This window comes from Lentzea sp. HUAS TT2 (genome assembly GCF_051853195.1).
Classification (GTDB): Bacteria; Actinomycetota; Actinomycetes; order Mycobacteriales; family Pseudonocardiaceae; genus Lentzea.
Genome location: NZ_CP196667.1, coordinates 8,229,209 through 8,250,213, shown reverse-complemented (window position 1 = coordinate 8,250,213; position 21,005 = coordinate 8,229,209). Strand labels below are relative to the sequence as shown.

Here is a 21,005-nt window from a genome sequence, read left to right as displayed (position 1 = left end):
CGTGGACGAGGACGTCAAGTACCAGGTCCTGATCAACGACGAGGAGCAGTACTCCCTCTGGCCGGCGGACCAGGACATCCCCGCCGGATGGCGCAGCACCGGCACCGAAGGGAGCAAGGAGCACTGCGTGTCCTATGTGGACGAAGTCTGGACGGACATGCGCCCGCGCAGTCTCCGCGAGCGGATGGCGGCCGGTCAGCAGGAGTGACACCCGCTCCTGAGCGGAAATCGGGGACAGGACGCCTGGATGTGGGCAGACTGGCGTCTTACAGCGATGTCCGCAGTTTCGAGGAGAGACATGAGCGAACCCAGGCCCGAGTCCGCCCGCAACGCCGTCGACTCGCTGGTCGACGCCGTGCGCGGGCTGGTCGACGAGGGCATCAACCGCCATGTGGTGGTGCGGGACAGCAGGGACGACGTGCTGCTGGAGGTCCCGGCGGCCCTCGGACTGGTCGCGGCCTTCGCGGCTCCGGTGGCCACGACGATCGGTGCGGGTCTCGCGCTGGTCGGCAAGTGCTCGATCAAGATCGAGGACCGTCGCGAGCCCGGTGACGAGCCCGCGACGACGGTCGAGCCGGAGCAGGTCTAAGCACCTGGCGAGAAGTTCTGTCCCCGGCCTGTCGGGTCCAGTTCCCGATGGGTAACAAGGGGCCCGGCACGCTCTTTTTTGCAGTACGCGGGGTCCCCGCGTGTGCTCTGACAGTACGAAAGGTCCCCGCGTGCGGTTCTAGACTTGAGCCGGGCACGCTCAAGTTCTGGGGCGTAGCCCGTGGTTTCGGACAGGACTTCCGGTCAGGTGCCTAGGGGTCGAAGGCCGGTGGCACGCCACCGGCCTCGCCTTGGGCTGTGCGGCGTCTACGCGGGCAGCGGGCTCTCCGACGTGCCGGGCTCCACCGAGTGCAGGCGGCGACCGGCGCGCTCGGGCCGCACGTGTGTACCGGCCGCGACCGGATGGGGGAGGAGGTGGCTGGACGCAGCGATGGCCTCCTCGTCGAGGCGCAGACCCAGCCCGGGACCGTCCCCGAGGACGTAGGCGCCGTCCTCGACGTGCAGGTCCAGCACGACGCCGACAGCGGGCCGGAGGTCCTGCAGCTCGCTCACCAGGTGGTTGGGCACCGAGGTCGCGGCGTGCAGCAGTCCGACCGGGCTGGTGCCGATCGGGCTCACCGGCAGGTCGTGAGCGTGGGCGAGCGCGGCGACCCGCAGGAAGTGGGTGACACCCCAGACGCCTGCTGTCTGCACCACGTCCACCGCTCCGGCGGCGATGAGGGGCCGGTGCTGTTCGAGGCCCGTGAGGTTCTCCCCGGTGGCGACGGAGGCGCGGATCCCCCGGCCGACCGCCGCATGACCCTCCACGTCCCAGCGCCGCACGGGTTCCTCGACCCACGTCAGGTCGAAGGTCCGTTCGAGCTCGGCGACGTAGCGGACCGCCTGCTTGCGGGTCCAGGTCTCGTTCACGTCGAGCATGAGGCCTGGGCGGGCACCGCCGCCCGCCTCCGTCAGGAGGTCGCGCACCAGGGCGAGGCGGTGGCGGTCCCTGTCGACGTCGAGGCCGCCCTTGATCTTCGCCGCGCGCAGGCCGTGGCCTGCGTAGTTCTCGTACGCCGCAACCAGTTCGTCGTCGGTGAGGGCTATGTCCAAACCGGACGCGTAGGCGGGCACGGTGCGGTCGCGGCCGCCCAGCAGCCGCCACAGCGGTTCGCCTGCAGCCTGGGCCTTGATGTCCCACAGCGCGGTGTCGAGGGCGCCGATCGTGCCGAACACGGAGCCGGCGTGCCCCGCCTTGAACGTCCACCGCAGCATCCGGTCGTACAGGGCGGTGACGGACCTGGGGTCCTCGCCCTCGACGGCGGCGAAGACGGCCTCGATCTCCACGTGCGGGCCGAGTCCGACGCCGGTGATGCCCGCGTCGGTCTCCACGACGACGATCGGCACCCTGACGAGGCCGTCGGGGATCACGCCGTTGGCGTCGCCGATCGGACGGCCCCAGTCCTGGACAGTGGTGAGAGTCCGGTAACCGGTGATGCGCATGTCAGCCCTTCGTGGACCCGGCGGTGACACCGTCGGCGATCTGGCGTTGCAGGAACAGGTAGACGACGAGCACGGGGACCGCGGCGATCAGCACCCCGGCGGCGAACGTGGGGATGTCGTCGGAGTACTGGCCCCGCAACGACGTCACGCCGACCATGAGCGTGCGGTGTTCGGCGGACGGCATCATCAGCAACGAGATGAGCACGTCGTTCCAGCAGAACAGCGCGTTGAGCACGCCGACGGACAACAGCGCGGGCGCCCCGATCGGCAGCATGATCCGCCAGTACACGCCGTAGACCGTGTTGCCGTCGATGCGGGCGGCGTCGACGATCTCCGCCGGCACGGTCGCGTAGTAGCTCGTCAGCAGGAAGATCGTGAACGGCAGGAACTGGGCCACGTACGCGAGCACCAGGCCGGGGTAGGTGTCGATGAGACCGGTGCCGGCCATGATCCGCGCCAGCGGGACCATGATCACCTGGAACGGCACGAACAGCGCGGCGAGGATCCCCAGAAACAACGCGGAGGAGCCGCGGAACCGCAGCCGGGCCAGCGCGAAGCCCGCCATCGAGCCGAACAACAGCAGCAGCGCGACCGAACACGCCACGACGAGCACCGAGTTGACGAAGTACCGGGACATCCCGACGCTCGTCCACGCCCTGACGACGTTGTCCAGGCTGAAGGAGCTGGCCGGCGCGAAGCGGTCGAGCACGTACTCGCGCCGGGTCTTCATGGCGACGTTGGTGGTGAACACCAGCGGGTAGATCGTGGCCAGTGCGAGCACGGCCATCGGCACGGCGACGACCCACCTGGTGAGCCTGGGTCCGGACATCAGTCCTCCCTACCGGTGGCGCGGCGCAGGATGCTGATCTGGGCGAGCCCGACGACGAGCATGATCGCGAACAGCGCGGTCGAGGCCGCCGAGGCGAGCGCCGGCTGGTTCATCTGGCCCTGCTGGATCCAGACGTAGTACTCGGGCAGGTAGGTCGACCCCTCCGGCCCGCCGCTCGTCATCACGTACAGCAGGCCGAACATCGAGGTCAGCATGCCGATCATGGTGGTGACGAAGACGAACTGGATCGTGCGCGTCAGGCTCGGGACGATCACGTGCCGGACGGTCTGCGCGAACGAGGCGCCGTCCACCCTCGCGGCGTCGAGCAGCGTCGAGTCGAGGGTGGCGAACCCCGCGAGGAAGACGACGAGCGCCATGCCGAACGTCGCCCAGACGTGCACCCCGATCACCGCGAAGATCGCCACGCCAGGATCGCCGAGCCAGTCCACGGGCCCGATGCCGAGACCGCCGAGGAGCCGGTTGAGCGGGCCGTCGAACGCCAGCAGCAGGTTGAAGATCGCGCCGACGATCACCGGCGACAGCACGGCCGGGAAGAAGTAGACGCCCCGGTAGATCCGGTGTCCCGGCACCCGCAGGTAGAGGAACGTCGCGAGCAGGCCGGGGATCGCCACCGCCACCGGCAGCAGCAGGACGAGCAGACCGACGTTGCGCAACGCGGTGCGGAACAACGGATCGGTGAACAGCGTGACGTAGTTGTCGAACCCGACGGACGTGCCGTCGCGCTCGCCGTCGCCGGTGAACGAGAAGTTGACGCCGAGCACCAGCGGCCACAGCCGCAGGCCGACGATGATCAGCAGGGCCGGTGCCAGGAGGACCAGGGGAGCCAGGCGTTCTGCCCGCGAACCGGCACGGGCAGGACGCCTGACCGTCCTGGCGGGTCCGGCGGCGGCCGGACCCGCGGAGGACAGGGTGGGTGCGGTCACGCCGTCAGCCCGTCTTGTCCGACGCCGCCAGCTGGGCGACCGCGTCGTCCACAGTGGCCGATCCGCTCAGCAGCTGCTGGGACAGACGGCCCATCAGGTCGAGCGTCTTGGACGACAGCGCGACGTGCAGCGCGGGTTTGCCGGACTTGATCTCACCGACGATCGTCCGCAGGGCCGGACCGCCCGCGGCGACGTCGATCGTCGAGTCGGACGCGACGGCACCGCTGTTCTCGTAGAACGCCTTCAGCGCGTCGGCCGAGGTGAGCGAGCGCACGAGGTCCGCGGCCAGCTTGGGGTCCTTGGTCCACTTCGCCACCGCGTACCCGATGCCTCCGTCGTAGGGCAGGCTCGGTTTCGCAGCCGAGTTGACCACGGGCGCCTGCATGACACCGATCTTGTCGGCGGGCAGGAACTCGGCGAAGTCCTTCCAGTGCCCCACGTCCGACATCAGGCCGATGACGTTGGCTGCCTTGCCGGAGTTGAAGAGTGCGAAGGCGTCGTTGAACATCGCGGTGGAGTTGGCACCGTCGGTGTTCAGGCCGGAGTCGGCGGTCTGCTTCCAGAGTTCGAAGAGCCGCTTGACGTTCGCGGAGCCCCAGTCGCGCTTGCCGGCGATCCAGTCGTCGTACTCTTGCGGCGTCAGCACCGCGGAACCCATGGCGGACAGGAAGAACTGGATCCCGTAGCCCTCCTTGTTGCCCTGTGCCAGGCACTTCGCGCCGGTGTTCTCGGCGATCACACCGCAGTTGCGGACGAACTCGTCCCAGGTCCTCGGCGGCGAGCCCGGGTTGAGCCCGGCCTTCTGGTAGAGGTCCTTGTTGTAGTAGACGGGATGTCCCTGCAGGGTCACCGGTGCGGCGTAGGTCTTGCCGCCCTTGGTGAACGCGTCCCAGCCGGCCAGCCGCTGCCGGTCCTGTGCCACGTACTCGTCGATCGGGGCGAGGGCGTCCGTCCGGTCGCGGATCTGCCCGCCACCGTTGAACAGGACGACGTCGGGCCCCTTGCCTGCCTGGATGGCCGCGCCGAGCAGGGTGTAGTACTGGTCGAACGGCTGGGCGACGAACTCCACTGTCACGCCGGAGTGCTTCTTCGCGAAGTCGGCCTTCGCCTTCTCCACGTACGCGGCGACCTCGGCGTCGCCGGACTTCCAGTCCCAGACCACGAGCTTGTCGCCCGAGCCGCCGGACTGCGAGCCCGGCCCGGACGCGCTCCCGCAGGCGGCGGTCAGCATCAGTCCCGCGACGAGGGCAGCAGACCAGAGTGTGCGCTGCTTCATTGCTCGCTCACTTCTCTTCTTCGAGAGGGGGACGCCGGGCTGCGGAGATCCCGACGAAGTGCGGTGAACGTAATTCGTATGACGTATTACGTCAACCGTCGCGTTCGGGCTAAGCTCCGCGCCATGACCGCTTCAGGCCGGAAACCGATCGCCGTCGCTCCCGACTGGGCGCGCAGGCCCGCGAACCTGGCGAGCGCGGTGACCGCGGAGCTCGTGGGCCGGATCGTGCGCGGTGACCACCCCTCCGGCACGTTGCTGCCGACGGAGCCCGTGCTGTGCGAGGCCTTCTCGGTGAGCAGGACCGTCATCCGCGAGGCGGTGAAGGTGCTCCAGGAGAAGGGCCTGGTCCAGGTGCGGCAGGGGGCGGGCACCCAGATCACCCCGCCGGCGATGTGGAACATGCTCGACGAACTGGTTCTCGCCGCGTCCGTCGCCGAGGACGAGTCGCTCGCGGTGCTCGACGACCTGGTCGTCACCAGGCGGTTGCTCGAGTCGGACATGGCGCAGGTCGCCGCCCGCGCGGCGGACGAGGCCACCGTCGCGGCGCTGCGCGAGATCGTGGAGCTGATGGACCAGCTGGTCGGCGACCCGGTGGCCTACCGGGAGCAGGACCGGCTCTTCCACGACCGGATCATGCAGGCGTCCGGCAACCGGATCGCCCGCGGTGTCGTGCGCGCACTGGAGAGCCAGGTCATCAACACCGCCCGCTACACCGGCCGCAACGACCGCGACCTGTGCGCGGCCTCGAACAAGGGCCACCGCCTCATCTGCGAGCGGATCGCCGCCAACGACCCGCAGGGTGCGTCCGAGGCCATGTTCACCCACATCACCGAGGCCTGGCTGGTCCGCCGCACCGGCGCCGGGGACCCGAGCCGGCTGGAGAGGTAGCCCGCAGTGCGCCGTGTCGACGCGCGCCACGGCGAGGTCGCGGAGTCCTGGTCGGGGGCGCTCAACCTCGAGTGAGACGGCCGCGTTCGCGGTCTGCGGCGACGGCCGAGATCTTATTAGACATAATTCTTGACGTGCGTTGTGTAGAGAGCACAAGATGAGGCCCCACCGAGCAGGACTCCTGGGAGTGGAGGCTCGAATGTCCGCAGCGCGTGATCTCGGTGCCGCCCTGGCGGCGGTGGTCGTCCTCGTGACCGGTGCGCCGGCCGCGGTCGCCGCCGAGCCGTGTCTCTCCGAGGCCGCGTGCACGGCCGGGCAGCTGGCCGACGGCACCCCGTACCAGTTCGTCCGGCCGCACAAGTGGAACGGCGTGGTCCTGGTCGACATGGACTTCGCGGCAGGCGGCCTCACCACCGCGCTCACCGGGAGTCTCGTCCAGCGCGGCTACGCCGTGGGCGGCACGACCAGGACCGTGACCGGGTGGCGCATCGCCCAGGCGATCGACAACCAGGCCGCCGCGCTCGACCGCTTCGAGGCCGCTTTCGGTCCGGCGCGGTGGGCGATCGCCGAAGGCCGGTCGATGGGCGGGTTCGTCGCCGCCGGGGTGGCGCAGGTTCACCCGGACAGATTCGACGCGGCCGTGCCCATGTGCGGTGGGCTCGGCGGTTCGGTCGGGCAGTGGAACCAGAAGCTGGACACCGTCTTCACGGCGAAAACGCTGCTGTTCCGCGACACGGACCTGCCCGTCACCGGCATCCCGGCGGACGTGCCCGGCGCGCAGCAGCGGTGGATCTCTGCTCTCGCCACCGCGCAGTCCACTGCGGACGGACGAGCGCGCATCGCCCTCGCGTCCGCCATCGGTCAGCTTCCCGCCTGGGGCCTCGCGGCCGACGGTGCCACCACGCCGGTGCCGAGGTGGTGGGACGCGGCAGGCCTGGAGAACGGCATGTACCAGGCGCTGGCGGGTGGTCCGCTGCCTTACGTCGGTCAGGCGATGAGCAGCAGGCGCGCGATCGAACAGCTGGCCGGCGGCAACCCGTCGTGGAACACCGGTGTCGACTACGCCCGGCAGTTCGCGCTCGCCGAACCCGCGCACCAGTTGTCCGTCGTGCGGTTGTACGCGGAAGCGGGGCTGGACCTGCGCGCCGACCTGGAACGGCTGGCGGCCGCGCCTCGCGTCGCCGCTGATCCCGCCGCGGTGGCGTACCTGTCCAAGGGCATCGTGTTCACCGGTGACGTCCGCGTCCCTGTGCTCACCGTCAATGCCATCGGGGACCAGATCTCCACTGTGGCGCAACAGCAGTCGTACGAGGAACTGGCCCGCCGCGCGGGCAACAGCCGGTTCGTGCGCCAGACGTACGTGCGGACGGCGGGCCACTGCACCTTCACGGTGGGGGAGCAGGTGGCCGCGATCGACCAGATGTGGCAACGGTTGCGGACGGGACGCTGGCCCGACGTCTCGCCCCGCGCCATGAACGGGCTCGCGGGCGACGGCCGGTTCGTCGGCCACGCCCTGCCCCGCTTCAACAGGATGTATGCGGGCTGACCGCGCATCGCGCCCGACCTTGACACGGCCGGGCGCCAACGTTAGACACTATTGTCCACGGCCGTAAATCAAATGCGGTTCTATCGACGGCGGGAGCACCGATGCTCAAGTCTCGTAGATCTCTTCTCGCGATGGTGGCTGTGGTGCTCGTCGCCGCATCCGGATGTGGCGGTGGCGCGTCCGGCGGCGCCCAGAACACCGCCGCGGACGCGAGCGCCACCCACCACGACAAGCTTCCCCAGCAGTTCAAGGACTCCGGGGTGATCCGCTTCGCCGGCGACTCGCACCCTCCCTACCGGATCGTCGGCAAGGACGGCACCACGGTCACCGGCCTCGACCACGACGTCCAGCAGGCTCTGGCCAAGGTGCTGGGCGTGCGCACGGAGATCACCATCGTGCCCGGGCTGCCCGCCGCGCTCTCCGGCATGCTGTCGGGCCGCTACGACGCGTTCAACGGCCCGGTGAAGGACACGGCGGAGCGGGAGAAGCAGTTCGACGCCGTCGTCTGGATGGTCACGAGGACCGCCTACCTGGTCCCGAAGTCGGGTTCGGCGAACGTCAAGGCCAGTGACGACCTCTGCGGCAAGAAGGTCGCGGCCGTGGCGGGCAGCATCGTCCAGGACCAGATCGTCCGCCTCACCGACTGGTGTGTGAAGAAGGGCAAGCCGGCCGTGGAGTTCATCGGCCTGGCCGACACGAACGGCACCGTCCTCGCGGCGAAGTCCGGCCGCGCCGACGCCGCGGGCATGACCGAGAGCGCCGCGATCGACGCCCTGGCGGCCGCGAAGGACGACTTCACCTACGTGACGCAGACCGACGAACAGGGTGCGGGCGTCGACAAGCTCGCCATGCTCGTGCCGAAGTCGAGCGGTCTCGGACCGGTGATGCACCAGGCGTTCCAGGAGATCTTCGCCAACGGCGAGTACGAGCGGATCATGAAGCAGTACGGGCTGGAGAACGTGAAGGTGGCCAAGCCCGAGCTCAACACGGCGGCCGGCCAGTGACCACGACCGCCACCACCGGGCGGGACACCGGGGACGTCGACGTCGCCACGTCCCGCCACCGCCCGAGGCCGTGGCGCTGGGTCCTGGGCGCGGTGATCGTCGTGCTCACGGCCCAGGCCGCCTGGTTCGTCACGCACAACCCGCGGTTCGAGTGGCCCGTCGTGGCCGAGTACCTGTTCGACCCGAACGTGCTGGCGGGCCTCGGCACCTCCGTGCTGCTCACCGTCGTCGCCATGCTCGGCGGGTCCGTGCTCGGCGTGCTGCTCGCCCTCGGGCAGCTGGCGGACTTCGGTCCCGTGCGCTGGGTGTGCACGCTCTACATCGGACTGTTCCGCGGCATCCCGCCGCTGGTGCAGCTGTTGTTCTGGTTCAACCTCGCCTACCTGCTGCCGCGGCTGTCGATCGGCGTCCCGTTCGGGCCCACGTTCGAGTCGTGGTCGACGAACGACCTGATCACGCCGCTCACCGCCGCGCTGATCGGGCTCACGCTGCACGAGGCCGCCTACATGGCGGAGATCGTCCGCGCGGGCATCCTCTCGGTGGACCCCGGTCAGCGGGACGCCGCCATGGCCATGGGCTTCACCGGCGGGCAGACGTTCCTGCGCGTGGTCCTGCCGCAGGCGATGCGGGTGATCATCCCGCCGAGCGGCAGCCAGTTCATCTCGCTGCTGAAGGGCACGTCGCTGGTGAGCGTCATCGCCATGACCGACCTGCTGCACGCCGTGCAGGTCGTCTACAACCAGACCTACCAGATCGTGCCGATGCTGATCGTGGCCTGCTTCTGGTACCTGGTCGTGGTCACCACGCTGTCGTTGCTGCAACAGCGTCTCGAACGCCGGTTCGGCCGCGGGCAGCGGTCCTCACGAGGGGAGTGGCAGTGACGACCGGACCCGTGCTGAGCGTCCGGAACATCCGGCGCAGCTTCGGCGAGCACGCCGCACTCGACGGGGTCAGCCTGGACGTGGCCGAGGGCGAGGTGGTCGCCGTCATCGGCCCGTCGGGCTCCGGCAAGTCCACCCTGGTGCGCTGCGTGCACCAGCTCGAACCGATCGACAGCGGGGCGATGTACCTCGACGGCGACCTGCTCGGGTACGAACACTCCGGCGCCGGGCTGCGCCCGTTGCGGCCGCGTCAGGTGGCCGAGCAACGGCGCCGCATGGGCATGGTGTTCCAGCAGTTCCAGCTCTTTCCCCATTGGACGGTGGAACGCAACATCAGCGAGGCCCAGGTCCGGGTGCACGGACGCAGCCAGGAGCAGGCCCGCGAACGGACGTTGGAACTGCTCGCGAAGGTCGGCCTCACGGAGAAGGCGGCGGCGTACTCGCGGCAGCTCTCCGGTGGCCAGCAGCAACGGGTGGCGATCGCCAGGGCACTCGCCACCCGGCCGCGCATCATGCTGCTCGACGAGCCGACCAGCGCGCTCGACCCGGAACTGGTCGACGAGGTGCTGACGGTGATCAGGGACCTGGCCGCCGCCGGGCTGACGATGATCATCGTCACGCACGAGATCGCCTTCGCCCTCGAAGTCGCGGACCGCTTCGTGTTCATGGACCGCGGCCGCGTCGTCGAGCAGGGCCCGGTCGCCGACGTGCTCGGGGACGGCACCTCGGACCGCCTGCGCTCGTTCCTGTCCCGCTACACCCAGCAGCGCGACACCGCGCGGGAAGCGAGGTTCCGTGTCTGACGCGGTGACCGTGCTGTCGGTCGGGGACCTCGTGCTCGACGAGCCGGACCCGGCGTCGTTCCTCGTCCCCGCCCGCTCTGTGCTCGCGACAGGCGACGTCGTGATCGGGCACGTGGAGGTCCCGCACAGCACCACGGACGTCCAGGTCAGCACGGACGTCCCTGCGCCACCGGCCGATCCCGCCGGGCTGGCGGCCCTGGCGGACGCCGGCTTCCACGTGGTGACGCTCGCGGGCAACCACGTCTACGACGCGGGCGAGGTCGGAGTGGCGGACACGATCGCCCATGCGCGGGCCGCCGGACTCGTCACGGCGGGTGCGGGGCCCGATCTCAGCGCTGCCCGGCGCCCGGCCGTGGTCGAGCGCGGCGGACTGCGGATCGGGGTGCTCAGCTACAACCTCGTCGGCCCCCGCGAGTCCTGGGCCACCTCGCGCAAGGCGGGCTGCGCGTACGTCCGGGTGCTCACGCACTACGAGCTCGACCACGCGAGCCCCGGCGGCCCTCCCAGCGTCTACACGTTCGCGGAACCGGCGAGCCTGTCGGCCATGGAGGACGACATCCGCGCGCTGGCGTCCCAAGTGGACGTTGTCACCGTGTCCATGCACAAGGGTGTCGGGCACACACCTGCCGTTCTGGCGATGTACGAGCAACCGGTGGCGCGGGCCGCGATCGACGCGGGAGCGCACGCCGTGTTCGGCCACCACGCGCACATCATGCGCGGCATCGAGGTCTACCGCGGCCGGCCGATCTTCCACGGGCTGGGCAACTTCGTGACCGTCACGCACGCCCTCACGCCGACCGGCAACGACAACGCCGAACGAGCCGACTGGGCGCGCAGACGCGTCGAGCTCTACGGCTTCGCCCCGGATCCGGACATGCCCTTCTACCCGTTCCACCCGGAGAGCCTGAACACGGTCATCGCCACCTGCCGGTTCGACAGCGGGGGGATCACCGCGGCGGGGTTCGTGCCGTGCCGGATCGACGGGCAGGGCCGTCCGGTGCCGGTGTCCCGTGTGGACGGTGGTGCCGAGGTCGCCGGCTACGTCCGGCTGATCGGCGAGAAGGCCGGTCTGGACACGGAGTTCGACTGGGACGGCGACGAGGTCGTGCTGCCCGGCGTGTCCCGTGCTCAGCCCGCGTAGTCGCTGGCGTGTCCGCGCACCAGGGCGGCGACGTCCGCGTCGAACTGACCCACGACCTGCCTCACGCGCTGCTCGGCCAGCGACGCGAGGTCGTCGTAGAGCTCCGTGAACAGCGCCCTGGCGCTCGCCCTCGGCCACGGCTGCGGCAGCAGGCTCATCGGCAGTTCCGGGTCGAGGCCGGGGAACCGGCGCCAGTCGTCCATGAGGGCAGTGCGCTCCACGAGCGCCTCGGCCGTGCCGATCCGCCCCTCCGCCAGGCGCAGGCGGACACCGGAGTAGTCGTCGATCAGCGCGTCGTACCTGGTCCGCAACGCGTCGAGGTCCCACGCGGTGATGGGGTGACCGCCGAGCGGACTGCCGCCGGCCACCTCGGCGCGCAGCACGGTGGCGGTGTCGATGGCGAGCTCGGCCAGCACCTCGGTGATCGCGGCGACCCGGTCGTGCGGGCAGACCCACACACCGTCGAAGAGGGTCGCGAACCCGAGCCAGCTCAGCCGCGTCCGCAGGGCGTGGCGCAGGTCCCGCTGGTCCTCGGGCACCGAGAAGACGGCGACGGTCCACTGACCCTCCCACCGCTCCTCCGCGGCGCCGAACGTCACGATCTGCCGCAGACCGCTCTCCAGCACCCGTGCCGCACGCGCGCTCAGCGCGTAGTACGTGTGCCGGCCCGTTCGCGACATCTCCAGCAGGCCCCGGCGCGACAACCTGCTCAACGCGGCCCGCGCGCTGATCCCGGTGATGCCGAACTCGCCGAGCAGGGCCACCAGTGCCGCGGAGGGCAGGGGAGCGCGCTGGCCGTACCAGTAGTCGCCGATCAAGGTCAGGAGAAGGTGCTGCGGGCTGCCACCGGACTGCATCCTGGGGAGTGCGGGCACTTCGTGAGGAGCAGCGACCATGAAGTCAGCTTACATTTTTCCTCGCGATCGACACGACATGAGATCCGCTTCAGTCTTCCTGGCCGCTCGTAGACAGGTCTGCGGTCAGCCGTCAGCTGTAAGAAGCGTCAATGCTTGACACTTCTCGTTGCGAGTGGTGACCTATGAGTCTAGTTACTGCGGAGGGGAGTGCGGATGTGGTCGAGTCCTCACCGTGCTGCCTCTGACGCGTCAGGGCGCCTGGCGGGTCGTGTGGTGGCGGACCAGCTCGACGTCGTCCGGGTCCAGTTCGCGCACGATCTGCCGGACCCGGTGCTCGGCCAGCGGCCCGAGCCCGTCGTACACCTCGGCGAACAACGCGCGTGCGGTATCGCGGGGCCAGTCCTGCGGCAGCAGCTCGTGCGGGAGGTTCGGGTCCTTCCAGCGGAACGTGCGCCACTCGTCCATGACCTGAGTGCGGCACACCAGTGCCTCGGCCGACGTGACCGCACCGGCCCGGACCCGTTCGGCGAGCGGCGACACGGTGCCGATGAACCCCTCGTACAGCGCGCGCACCTCGTCGAGGTCCCACGCGTCGGTCAGCGGCCGTCCGCCGACCTGGCCGTGGGCGCGCAGCACGACCGCGCTCGTCACGCCGAGCGCGTCCAGTTCGCCGACGGTGTCGTCGGCGGACGCGGTCGGCGAGATCCAGAAGCCGTCGAAGATGGGCGCGAACCCGAGCCAGCGCAGTCGTGTGCGCAGCTGGTGGCGGATCTCGCGCTGCTCCTCCGGGATGGAGAACGCGACGGTCGTCCACGCGCCGTCCCACAGTTCGGCGACCGTGCCGAACGACAGGACCCTGCGGACCGACTCGGCCAGCGTCGTCGCGGCAGCGCCCTCGACGCCGTAGAAGGTGCGCCGCCCGTTGCGGTGCACGCTCATCATGCCGCGCCGGGACAGCCTGCTCAGCGACGCCCGCGCGCTGGTCTCGGTGATGTCGAACTCGGCCAGCAGGCGGACCAGCGCCGCCGACGACGCCCAGCCGTCGGTGGACAGCCAGTAGTCGGCGTAGAGCGTCATCAGCAGGTGCTGGGGCGCGCCGCCGTGCTGCTGGCGGGGGAGCAGGTCGGAGCGAGGACCGCGCTGGGCGGCAGATCGCGGCGTGGCCGTCACGATCAGCGAGTGTAGAGGTGGCACGCCGACCGTCACGGAACGTGCCGGTCGTGACCGAGGAGGTGCGCAGGTGGCAGAGCAACCGCTCGCCGGGCGGACGGTCGTCGATCTCACGACCGCACTCGCCGGGCCCTACGCCACCCTGTTGCTCGGGGGCCTGGGCGCACGGGTGATCAAGGTGGAGAACCCGCGGACGGGCGGGGACTCGTCGCGTGGCAACGCCCCGTACCTGGGCAGGGACGGACTCGGCCTCGGGCGGGTCCACGCCGACGACGTGTCGGTGTCGATGTTGTTGCGGGGCCGCAACAAGGAGAGCGTCACGCTCGACCTCAAGCACCCCGAGGGCCGCGACGTGCTGACCGACCTGGTGCGGCAGGCCGACGTGCTGGTGGAGAACTACAGCGCGGGCGTCACCGACCGGCTCGGCATCGGCCCCGCGGCCATGCTGGCGGTCAACCCCCGGCTGGTCTACACGTCCATCAGCGGGTTCGGGGCGCAGGGCGGGCCCGCCAAGGCGATGGACACGATCGTCCAGGCACTGTCCGGGATCATGGGCACCGCCGGGCAGGAGGGCGACGACCCGGTCCGCAACGGCCTGCCGGTCGGTGACCTGGTCGCACCGCTGTTCGCGGTCATCGGCACGCTGGCCGCGGTCGTGCAGGCCGACCGCACCGGTGCCGGGCAGCACGTGGACGTCTCGATGCTCGGGGCGCTGACCTCGCTGGTCGCGTGCGAGCCCTTCGACGCGTACGCGGCCGTCGGCCTCGCCCAGCGCACCGGCTCGCTCGTGCCGAGGCTCGCGCCGTTCGGGCTGTTCGAGGCCGCGGACGGATGGCTGGCCCTGTGCGGGCCGACCGACCGGTTCGCGGCGGGGGTGTTCGGGGCCATGGGGGATCCGGCGCTGGTGTCCGATCCGCGTTTCGCCACGAGGGACGCGAGGGTGGCGAACGCGTCCGTGCTGCACAAGCTGATCGGGCAGTGGACGGCCGGGCGGCGGCGGGCCGAGGTCGTGGCGCTGCTCGTCGACAACGGGGTGCCGGCCGCGGAGGTGCGGGAACCCGCAGAGGCCGTGCGGGACCCGTTGGTCCGCGCGCGCCGCGAGGTGGTCGCGCTGACCCACCCCGCCCACGGCGCCACGGCGGACATCTCCGCCACCGGGGTGCCGATCGTGTTCTCGGGCGCCGACGCCGGGTTCGACCGGCCGGCCCCGGCGCTCGGCGAGCACAACGACGCCATCTACGGGGACTTCCTCGGGTACGGCGCCGACCGGATCGCCGCACTGCGCGCGGACGGGGTCATCTGATCATGGGCACCCCTCTGGAACGGCTCCTCGACCACTACGAACAGCGCTACCCGGCCGCGTCCGGCGAGTTCGTGATCGGGTGTGTGGGCCAGGACGTCCCGGTCGAGCTCGTGACGGCGGCGGGCGCGCTCCCCGTGCGGCTGGCGGGACGACCGGGCATGGACGTGACACCGGGCGAGACGTACCTCGGCCGTGGCGTGGACCCGTCGGCGCTGTCGGTGCTGACCCGGCTGCTGACAGGGGAGTACGGCAGGCTCGACCGGCTCCTGGTGTCCCGGGACTGCGAGGCCTCGCTGCGGCTGTTCTACGCGGTGCGCGAACTGCGCCGGCTCGAACCCGGGCTGGGACTGCCGGAGACCCACCTGGTCGACGTGCTGCACCTGCCGCACTGGACGACCACGCGGTACGTCGGGAGCCGCTTCGCCGAGCTGGTCGCCGTGCTGGAGCGGTGGACGGGGACGCGGCTGACCGCGCCGAGGATCGCGTCGGCGATCATGCTGCACGACGCCCGCCGCGACCTGTGGCGCGCGGTGTCCGCGCTGCGCAGGGACCTCCGGCTGACCGGTGTACAGGCGCTGGCCGTCTTCGGTGCGGTGCTGCCGGTGACGGAGCACAACCGGTTGCTGAGGGCTTTGCTCAGGTCCGATTTGGACGTCCACACAGGACGACGGATCTTCCTCACCGGCAGCTCTCACGACAACCCGGAGGTGTACCGGTCGTTGGAGGAGCTGGGAAGCGTGGTGGTGGGCGAGGACCACGACTGGGGAGACCTGCTCGCCACGCGGCTCGTGGGTGAACCGACACTCGCCGCCCTGGTCGAGCGGTACCAGTACAACGGCCCCACTGCCGCACGTGCGTCGATCGCCGCCCGCGCGGCGCACACGGCACAGGCGGCGGCCGACTGCGGAGCCGAGCTCGTCCTGTCCTACGTCAGGCGCAACGACGACGCGCCGCCCTGGGACTTCCCCGCGCAGAAAGAAGCCCTGCGGCCGCACGGCATTCCGGCCGTGATGTTCGATCGCCAGGACTACGGCTCGATCCACCTCGCGGAGGTGTTCGTTGGCTGAGAAACTGCTGGCCTCGGCCACGGAGGCGACCCGCTACCAGCGCGAGTGGTTCCGCGATCTGCAGAAGTCCGCGGCCACGGGAGGCCCGCTGGCGCTGGTGAACGCCGACGCCCCCCAGGAGATCTTCCGCGCGATGGGGATCCCGTACGTGGTCAACCAGTGGTGGGCGTCCGTCGTGGCGGCCAAGCAGCGGGCGCCGCACCACCTGGAGCTCCTGCGGGAGCGCGGCTACCCGGACCACACCGAGCAGTACAGCTCGATCTCGCTCGCGTCGCTGTTCGACCCCGACCCGCACCTGGCCCCGTGGGGCGGCCTGCCCCGGCCGACGATCGTGCTGGCCGAGACCGTCGGCGACGGCGGGCGCAAGATCTTCGACGTGTGGGGCAGCCAGCCGGACATCACCTACTACGCGCTGGAGAGCGCGGCCGAGAACGCGGTCCCGGTGAACTGGTGGGACCTGATGCCGCACGACTGGGAGAAGGCGGTCGGCACGACGAGGCTGGACCTGATGGTGGCCGAACTGCACAACCTGATCCGGTTCCTCGAAACGACGACCGGCCAGGTGTTCAGCGAACGCGCACTGAGGCGGGTCCTCGACCTCGTCAACGAGCAGGCGGAGTGGAACCGGCGCACCCGCGACCTCGTCGCGCGCACCAGACCGAGCCCGCTGGCCGTCACGGACAGCATTCCGAGCGTCATGATCCCGCAGTGGCACCGGGGCACCGAGTGGGCGCGTGACGCCGCGCAGAGCTTCTACGAGGAGGTGGAAACCCGAGTCCGGTCCGGCGCCGCGGCGTGCGAGGACGAACGCGCCCGCCTCATGTGGATCGGCCGGGGCCTCTGGTACGACATGGACTTCTACCGCAGGTTCGAGCAACGCCACGGCGCGGTCTTCGTGTGGTCCATGTACCTGGCCATCGCGGCCGACGGCTACCCGCGCTACGGCGACGATCCGCTGAGGACGCTCGCGGCCCGGTTCGCCGCCTTCCACGACCAGCTCTACACCCCGCCGTGGTCGAGCGAGTGGTACGTGAAGGAGGCCAAGCTCCACGGCGTCGACGGCGTGGTGCACCTGGTCTCCGACGACGCCCGCGGCAGCTACTTCACCAACCGCGCCCTCCGCGCCGCGGGCATCCCCGTGTACGAACTGCACGCCGACAACGTGGACACCCGCTCCTTCGCGGAAACCGCTGAGACAGAACTGGAGGACTGGCTGGAACGCGAAGTGCTCCCGGCCGCCCGAGCCGGTGCCTGACGGCTAGCTCGGTCGCGCCTTCGAGCCCAGCAGACCGCGGGCGGCGAGGTTCTCCATCAGCGCGGTGATGCCGAACGTCCAGTCCTCCGCCTCCTCGGCCGTGTTCACGACGTTCGTCAACGCGCCCAACCGGGGCGACGAGATGCGGACGACGTCCCCGACCTTGTGGGTGAACCCTTCGCCGGGCTGGTCCCGGTCCTCGGTCGGGGCGAACATCGTGCCGGTGAACAGCACGAAGCCGTCGGGATAGCGGTGGTGCGCGCCGAAGGCGTGGGAGACGAGGTCCTCGAGCTCCCGGCTGATCTCGGACACCGGATTGACGCCGTGCAGCTCGAAACCGTCGGGCCCGCTGATGTCCAGGGCGATCCGGGTGGCCTTGGCGTCCGCCAGGCTGAACCCGTCGTCGAACAGCCGGAGGAACGGCCCGATGGCGCAGGAGGCGTTGTTGTCCTTCGCCTCGGTCAGCAGGAGAGCACTGCGGCCCTCGAAGTCGCGCAGGTTGACGTCGTTGCCGAGCGTCGCGCCGACCGGGTTCCCGCGCGAGTCCACCACCAGGACGAGCTCGGGCTCGGGGTTGTTCCAGGCGGAGCGGGCGAGAACCCCGATGTCGGCTCCCAGCCCCACCGCCGAGAGCACCGGGGCCTTGGTGAAGATCTCGGGGTCCGGCCCGATACCGACCTCGAGGTACTGCGACCACAGGCCCTCGGCCTGAAGAACCCGCTTCACCTCCGCGGCCTCCGCCGACCCCGGCCTCAGGTGGGAGATGTGTCCCTGGACGATCGCGCCCACCTTCGCGCGAACCTCCTCGGCCCGCGTGGGGTCCCCGTCGGCGCGCTCCTCGATGACCCGCTCGAGCATGCTGCGCACGAACGTCACGCCGGCGGCCTTGAGCACCTGCAGGTCGACGGGCGCCAGGAACCGCGGAGTGGAACCTGCCGGGTTCGTCGTGGCGGCCAGCACCTCCGCGAACGGCCACGACGTGCCGCCCGCGTGGTTCCTGACGATCTCCAGCGCGTCCGGCCGGTCGAGCAGCGACGACACGGTCGATGCCGCCTGCGACAGGTCTACGACCTCGTCGCCGCGGATCGCCACGACCGAAGGGCCGCCCGCGGACGGGTCGAAGACCCTCGCGACGAGTGTGGCGTCCGCTGCGTCCTCGGGGAGAACGTCGGCGGCGTTGAGCGATACCCCCATGGAGATCCTTCCTGCACGCACATCAGGTCGCGTTGGGACTGCCGTGTCGCGAACTCGGCAATTCTCGCGGACCACGAGGTCCTCGACCAGCGGTCTGCGGAGATCGGGGCACTTCACCTCGACCCGCGACCTCCACAGCCGCCGAGCGGGGTCACCAGTCGTGCATGGACCCGTCCAGCCGGAGGCGGTTCACCGGCAGGTAGGCGCGGGAGTACGGGTGCGCCTCGGCCACGGCGTCGTCGTACCCGACGCCCAGACCCGGTTCGTCCGACGGCGCGAGCAGGCCGTCGGCGAAGCGGTACGTCGGCTGGAACACCTCGTCCGTCGCCGCGGAGTGCTTCATGTACTCCTGGATGCCGAAGTTCGGGATCGTGATCCCGAGGTGCAACGCCGCCGCCAGCCCGACCGGGGAGATGTCGGTGGGACCGTGCACGCCGGACTTGATCTGGTAGACGGCGGCGTAGTCGAAGATCCGGCGCAGCGCGGTGATCCCGCCCGCGTGGGTGACGGGGGAGCGGACGTAGTCGATCAGCTGCTCCTCGAACAGCTCGCGGTAGTCCCAGATCGTGTTGAAGACCTCGCCGATCGCCAGCGGCGTGGTGGTGTGCTCGCGGACGCGGCGCAGCACGGCGGTGTTCTCGGCGGGGGTGACGTCCTCGAGCCAGAACAGGTCGTACGGTTCGAGCTCCTTGCCGAGCTTCGCGGCCTGGATCGGGGTCAGCCGGTGGTGGGCGTCGTGCAGCAGCGGAAGTTCCGGGCCGAACTCGTTGCGGACCGCCTCGAACACCCTCGGGGCGTGGCGCAGGTAGGCCCTGGTGTCCCACTCCTCCTCGACCGGGGCCGCTGAACGGCGTGCGGGTTCGTGGTCGTAGCGCGATGTCGTGCCGGAACCTCCCAGGTCGGCGTTCGCGCTGGACGCCACGCCGTAGACGGAGCCCAGACCGGGAATGCCGCTCTGGATCCGGATGGCGCGGTAGCCCTGGTCGAGGTGGGCGCGGATCGAGTCGAACAGCTCCGACAGCTCCGCGCCGCTGGCATGCCCGTAGGTGAGGCAGCCGCGCCGGCTCCGGCCGCCGAGCAGCTGGTAGAGCGGCATGCGGGCGAGCTTGGCCTCGATGTCCCACAACGCGGTGTCGACCGCGGCGATCGCGGCCATGGTGATCGGCCCTCGCCGCCAGTAGGCCCCGCGGTACAGCCGAGGGCATCGCCGTCGCGATCGGCCACACCCGCGCGACACCGGACGAGGTGACCGCCGCCGTGGACGCGGGCGCCACCCTCTCCAGCCACCTCGGCAACGGCATCCCGACCACGCTTCCCCGCCACCCCAACGTGATCTGGCGCCAACTGGCCGACGACCGCCTGAGCGCGGGCCTGATCGCCGACGGCCACCACCTCCCGTTCGACACCCTGGAGGTCATGCTCCGCGCGAAAGGCCCCGAGCGGGCGTTCCTGGTCTCCGACTCGACCGAGATCGGCGGCAGGCCACCGGGCAGGTACCGGACCGCGGTGGGCGCGGAGGTGGAACTGGACGCGCACCAGCGCCTGTCCGAAGTGGGCAGTGACCTGCTCGCGGGCGCCGCAGCCACGCTGCTGGACGGCGTGCGGAACGTGGCGGCGAGGACGTCGCTCAGCCTGTTCGCGGCGCTCGAACTGGCGACCCGAAACCCGGCGCGCCTGGTGCCGTCGGCGCGCGAAGGCGTTGGAGAGCTTCGGGTGGGAGGACCTGCCGACATCGTGGTGCTGGACGACCACGAGGGGCTCGCTCTGGCCGGGGTCGTCCAGTCCGGGCGCTGGGTTCGAGGATGAGCTCGGCCACCGCGGAAGTTCGCCCACCACTCACCTCGCGGGCACTTCGGCCGCGCTAGATCGACCTGAGAACCCGGACCCGGTCGGCGATGGCACGCCGGGCCACGTCGGAGTCGAAGGCGATCGAGTCGAACTCGTGCGGTGCACCGGGGTGCAGGTGGAACTCGACCGGCACGCCGTCGCGGCTGAGCGTCGTCGCGTAGGCCAGGTCCTCGTCGCGGAACACGTCGAGCTGGCCGACCTCGATGTAGGCCGGTGGCAGGCCGGTGGCGTCCTTCAGCCTGGCGGGTGCCGCGGTCGCAGGGACGTCGGGGCCGCCGGCGGCGTCGCCGAGCAGGGCGGGCCATGCCGTGAGGTTGTCGTCGTAGGACCACAACGCGTACGGCGCGACGTGCGGGTCGACCTCGGTGGTGCGGTCGTCGAGCATCGGCATGATCAGGATCTGCCTCGCGATGGCGGGGCCGCCGCGGTCGCGGGCGAGGATCGACAACGCCGCCGCCATCCCACCCCCCGCGCTGTCGCCCATGACGCCGATCCGTGCGGGGTCGACGCCCAGGTCGGCGGCGTGGTCGTGCAGCCAGCGCAGTGCTGTGTAGGCGTCTTCGAGCGGAGTGGGGAAGGGGTGTTCTGGCGCTCGGCGGTACTCGACGGACAGCATCGGCACGCCGCTCGCGGACACGTAGCGGGAGACGGGGCCGTCGAACAGGTCGATGTGGCCGAAGATGTACCCGCCGCCGTGGAAGAACAGCACAGCGGGGCCCGGCGTCGCGCCTTCCTTGGTGTACCAGCGCAACGTGATCCGTGCGCCGTCGTCGGTCGTGGCGTGGTGGTCGGTGGTGGTCACGTCGGCGGGGATCGGCTGGGCCGTCCCGGCGGCGCCGATGATCGGCTCCCACATCGCCCTGCGCGCCTCGACGTCGCCCACGGCCGGAGGGGTGGCTTCTGCCATCGCGCCGGCCATCGGGGCCAGCGCGGTGGCGATCTCGGGGTCCAGTCCGAGGGACATGGTC

At 70.6% G+C, this 21,005-nt stretch carries 21 protein-coding genes; 12 read left to right on the top strand and 9 right to left on the bottom strand.

The features are described 5' to 3' along the window. Nucleotide 1 precedes the first annotated feature (1 nt). Both ACSHWB_RS39345 and ACSHWB_RS39340 read left to right on the top strand, forming a co-directional pair. Nucleotides 2–208 carry an MbtH family protein gene (locus tag ACSHWB_RS39345; protein ID WP_439658394.1) on the top strand — a complete coding sequence of 69 codons (207 nt, stop codon included), beginning with the start codon at nt 2–4 and terminating at the stop codon, nt 206–208. Nucleotides 209–298: 90 nt separating this feature from the next. Continuing rightward, nucleotides 299–589, top strand: coding sequence for a DUF4342 domain-containing protein (locus ACSHWB_RS39340; protein ID WP_439658393.1), 291 nt, complete (start codon nt 299–301; stop codon nt 587–589). Nucleotides 590–855: 266 nt separating this feature from the next. On the opposite strand, the gene ACSHWB_RS39335 is transcribed toward ACSHWB_RS39340, so the two are convergent. The 4 genes from ACSHWB_RS39335 to ACSHWB_RS39320 are packed head-to-tail and all read right to left on the bottom strand — an operon-like array spanning nt 856 to nt 5,080. Next, nucleotides 856–2,031, bottom strand: coding sequence for a mandelate racemase/muconate lactonizing enzyme family protein (locus tag ACSHWB_RS39335; RefSeq protein WP_439658392.1), 1,176 nt, complete (start codon nt 2,029–2,031; stop codon nt 856–858). Nucleotide 2,032: 1 nt separating this feature from the next. Then, nucleotides 2,033–2,860, bottom strand: coding sequence for a carbohydrate ABC transporter permease (locus ACSHWB_RS39330; protein WP_439658391.1), 828 nt, complete (start codon nt 2,858–2,860; stop codon nt 2,033–2,035). Then, nucleotides 2,860–3,804: a carbohydrate ABC transporter permease gene (locus tag ACSHWB_RS39325; RefSeq protein ID WP_439658390.1), complete on the bottom strand. Its 945-nt coding sequence runs from the start codon at nt 3,802–3,804 to the stop codon at nt 2,860–2,862. The genes ACSHWB_RS39330 and ACSHWB_RS39325 overlap by 1 nt, the downstream gene beginning before the upstream one ends. 4 nt (nt 3,805–3,808) lie before the next feature. Then, entirely contained in the window at nt 3,809–5,080 is a 1,272-nt protein-coding gene (locus tag ACSHWB_RS39320; protein ID WP_439658389.1) for an ABC transporter substrate-binding protein, read from the bottom strand. Between the two features lie 123 nt (nt 5,081–5,203). Here ACSHWB_RS39320 and ACSHWB_RS39315 point away from each other — a divergent pair, with 123 nt between their 5' ends. From ACSHWB_RS39315 to ACSHWB_RS39290, 6 genes are all read left to right on the top strand, one after another. After that, the gene (locus tag ACSHWB_RS39315) at nt 5,204–5,968 is read left to right on the top strand and encodes a FadR/GntR family transcriptional regulator (protein ID WP_439658388.1); all 765 of its coding nucleotides are present in this window, start codon (nt 5,204–5,206) and stop codon (nt 5,966–5,968) included. Between the two features lie 199 nt (nt 5,969–6,167). Next, complete coding sequence (locus ACSHWB_RS39310; protein WP_439658387.1) at nt 6,168–7,514, top strand: alpha/beta hydrolase family protein; 1,347 nt, start codon at nt 6,168–6,170, stop codon at nt 7,512–7,514. A gap of 101 nt (nt 7,515–7,615) precedes the next feature. Then, complete coding sequence (locus ACSHWB_RS39305; protein WP_439658386.1) at nt 7,616–8,518, top strand: transporter substrate-binding domain-containing protein; 903 nt, start codon at nt 7,616–7,618, stop codon at nt 8,516–8,518. Next, entirely contained in the window at nt 8,515–9,399 is an 885-nt protein-coding gene (locus ACSHWB_RS39300; RefSeq protein WP_439658385.1) for an amino acid ABC transporter permease, read from the top strand. The genes ACSHWB_RS39305 and ACSHWB_RS39300 overlap by 4 nt, the downstream gene beginning before the upstream one ends. Continuing rightward, nucleotides 9,396–10,202, top strand: coding sequence for an amino acid ABC transporter ATP-binding protein (locus tag ACSHWB_RS39295; protein WP_439658384.1), 807 nt, complete (start codon nt 9,396–9,398; stop codon nt 10,200–10,202). Before ACSHWB_RS39300 ends, ACSHWB_RS39295 begins: the two co-directional genes overlap by 4 nt. Then, nucleotides 10,195–11,343 (top strand): CapA family protein, encoded by a 1,149-nt coding sequence (locus ACSHWB_RS39290; RefSeq protein WP_439658383.1) that lies wholly within the window; start codon nt 10,195–10,197, stop codon nt 11,341–11,343. Before ACSHWB_RS39295 ends, ACSHWB_RS39290 begins: the two co-directional genes overlap by 8 nt. On the opposite strand, the gene ACSHWB_RS39285 is transcribed toward ACSHWB_RS39290, so the two are convergent. After that, nucleotides 11,331–12,239 (bottom strand): PaaX family transcriptional regulator, encoded by a 909-nt coding sequence (locus tag ACSHWB_RS39285; protein WP_439658382.1) that lies wholly within the window; start codon nt 12,237–12,239, stop codon nt 11,331–11,333. The genes ACSHWB_RS39290 and ACSHWB_RS39285 overlap by 13 nt on opposite strands. A gap of 210 nt (nt 12,240–12,449) precedes the next feature. Next, on the bottom strand, nt 12,450–13,370 hold the full coding sequence (locus ACSHWB_RS39280; RefSeq protein ID WP_439658381.1) for a PaaX family transcriptional regulator: 921 nt from the start codon (nt 13,368–13,370) through the stop codon (nt 12,450–12,452). Between the two features lie 70 nt (nt 13,371–13,440). Here ACSHWB_RS39280 and ACSHWB_RS39275 point away from each other — a divergent pair, with 70 nt between their 5' ends. From ACSHWB_RS39275 to ACSHWB_RS39265, 3 genes are read left to right on the top strand one after another with little or no spacing between them, the layout of a single operon-like run. After that, nucleotides 13,441–14,673 carry a CaiB/BaiF CoA transferase family protein gene (locus tag ACSHWB_RS39275; protein WP_439658380.1) on the top strand — a complete coding sequence of 411 codons (1,233 nt, stop codon included), beginning with the start codon at nt 13,441–13,443 and terminating at the stop codon, nt 14,671–14,673. A gap of 2 nt (nt 14,674–14,675) precedes the next feature. Next, nucleotides 14,676–15,740, top strand: coding sequence for a 2-hydroxyacyl-CoA dehydratase (locus ACSHWB_RS39270; protein WP_439658379.1), 1,065 nt, complete (start codon nt 14,676–14,678; stop codon nt 15,738–15,740). Continuing rightward, nucleotides 15,733–16,995 (top strand): 2-hydroxyacyl-CoA dehydratase, encoded by a 1,263-nt coding sequence (locus ACSHWB_RS39265; protein WP_439658378.1) that lies wholly within the window; start codon nt 15,733–15,735, stop codon nt 16,993–16,995. Before ACSHWB_RS39270 ends, ACSHWB_RS39265 begins: the two co-directional genes overlap by 8 nt. A 3-nt stretch (nt 16,996–16,998) precedes the next feature. Here the strand turns inward: ACSHWB_RS39265 and ACSHWB_RS39260 are convergent, their stop codons facing one another. Both ACSHWB_RS39260 and ACSHWB_RS39255 read right to left on the bottom strand, forming a co-directional pair. Then, nucleotides 16,999–18,189 carry a fumarylacetoacetate hydrolase family protein gene (locus ACSHWB_RS39260; RefSeq protein WP_439658377.1) on the bottom strand — a complete coding sequence of 397 codons (1,191 nt, stop codon included), beginning with the start codon at nt 18,187–18,189 and terminating at the stop codon, nt 16,999–17,001. 151 nt (nt 18,190–18,340) lie between these two features. Further along, complete coding sequence (locus tag ACSHWB_RS39255) at nt 18,341–19,426, bottom strand: D-galactonate dehydratase family protein (protein ID WP_439658376.1); 1,086 nt, start codon at nt 19,424–19,426, stop codon at nt 18,341–18,343. 8 nt (nt 19,427–19,434) lie between these two features. Between ACSHWB_RS39255 and ACSHWB_RS39250 the strand changes: the two genes are divergently transcribed. Next, nucleotides 19,435–19,995, top strand: coding sequence for an amidohydrolase family protein (locus ACSHWB_RS39250; protein WP_439658375.1), 561 nt, complete (start codon nt 19,435–19,437; stop codon nt 19,993–19,995). A 55-nt stretch (nt 19,996–20,050) separates the two neighbouring features. Here the strand turns inward: ACSHWB_RS39250 and ACSHWB_RS39245 are convergent, their stop codons facing one another. Then, the gene (locus tag ACSHWB_RS39245; protein WP_439658374.1) at nt 20,051–21,001 is read right to left on the bottom strand and encodes an alpha/beta hydrolase; all 951 of its coding nucleotides are present in this window, start codon (nt 20,999–21,001) and stop codon (nt 20,051–20,053) included. Nucleotides 21,002–21,005: the final 4 nt, after the last annotated feature.

Bases quoted from the DNA above. Each gene is read 5' to 3' on its own strand.
- ACSHWB_RS39340 (WP_439658393.1), top strand. From the start codon at position 299: ATGAGCGAACCCAGGCCCGAGTCCGCCCGCAACGCCGTCGACTCGCTG.
- ACSHWB_RS39335 (WP_439658392.1), bottom strand. From the start codon at position 2,031: ATGCGCATCACCGGTTACCGGACTCTCACCACTGTCCAGGACTGGGGC.
- ACSHWB_RS39330 (WP_439658391.1), bottom strand. From the start codon at position 2,860: ATGTCCGGACCCAGGCTCACCAGGTGGGTCGTCGCCGTGCCGATGGCC.
- ACSHWB_RS39320 (WP_439658389.1), bottom strand. From the start codon at position 5,080: ATGAAGCAGCGCACACTCTGGTCTGCTGCCCTCGTCGCGGGACTGATG.
- ACSHWB_RS39315 (WP_439658388.1), top strand. From the start codon at position 5,204: ATGACCGCTTCAGGCCGGAAACCGATCGCCGTCGCTCCCGACTGGGCG.
- ACSHWB_RS39310 (WP_439658387.1), top strand. From the start codon at position 6,168: ATGTCCGCAGCGCGTGATCTCGGTGCCGCCCTGGCGGCGGTGGTCGTC.
- ACSHWB_RS39305 (WP_439658386.1), top strand. From the start codon at position 7,616: ATGCTCAAGTCTCGTAGATCTCTTCTCGCGATGGTGGCTGTGGTGCTC.
- ACSHWB_RS39285 (WP_439658382.1), bottom strand. From the start codon at position 12,239: ATGGTCGCTGCTCCTCACGAAGTGCCCGCACTCCCCAGGATGCAGTCC.
- ACSHWB_RS39270 (WP_439658379.1), top strand. From the start codon at position 14,676: ATGGGCACCCCTCTGGAACGGCTCCTCGACCACTACGAACAGCGCTAC.
- ACSHWB_RS39260 (WP_439658377.1), bottom strand. From the start codon at position 18,189: ATGGGGGTATCGCTCAACGCCGCCGACGTTCTCCCCGAGGACGCAGCG.
- ACSHWB_RS39245 (WP_439658374.1), bottom strand. From the start codon at position 21,001: ATGTCCCTCGGACTGGACCCCGAGATCGCCACCGCGCTGGCCCCGATG.